Here is a 249-nt window from a genome sequence, read left to right on the forward strand (position 1 = left end):
TAATAACTTAAACAATTTTAAAACACGCCACTTTATAAACCCTTTTTAGCTTTATCAAAATTATAAAATGATTCTCTTTCTCTTTGGACCACATAATCAGTGATTGCCCATACCCCTTTTCTCTGACTACGCGCCTCACTCTCTGCCTGTTTAAACTCATCATATAACGAGGTGTTTGACTCTTTTACATATCTAATTATCGCTAAGCCCTCTCTTAATAATTCAGTCTGTATACACTTTCCATCTACA

At 34.1% G+C, this 249-nt stretch carries 1 protein-coding gene; it reads right to left on the reverse strand.

The window, feature by feature from the left end; all coding sequences use genetic code 11:
* Positions 1-32: 32 nt before the first annotated feature.
* Positions 33-249, reverse strand: a 217-nt coding sequence (locus R0J92_RS25300) for a thermonuclease family protein (RefSeq protein ID WP_411053715.1), incomplete at its 5' end; no start/stop codon positions are given.

The organism is Tritonibacter sp. SIMBA_163 (genome assembly GCF_046535935.1).
Lineage (GTDB): Bacteria > Pseudomonadota > Alphaproteobacteria > Rhodobacterales > Rhodobacteraceae > Epibacterium > Epibacterium scottomollicae.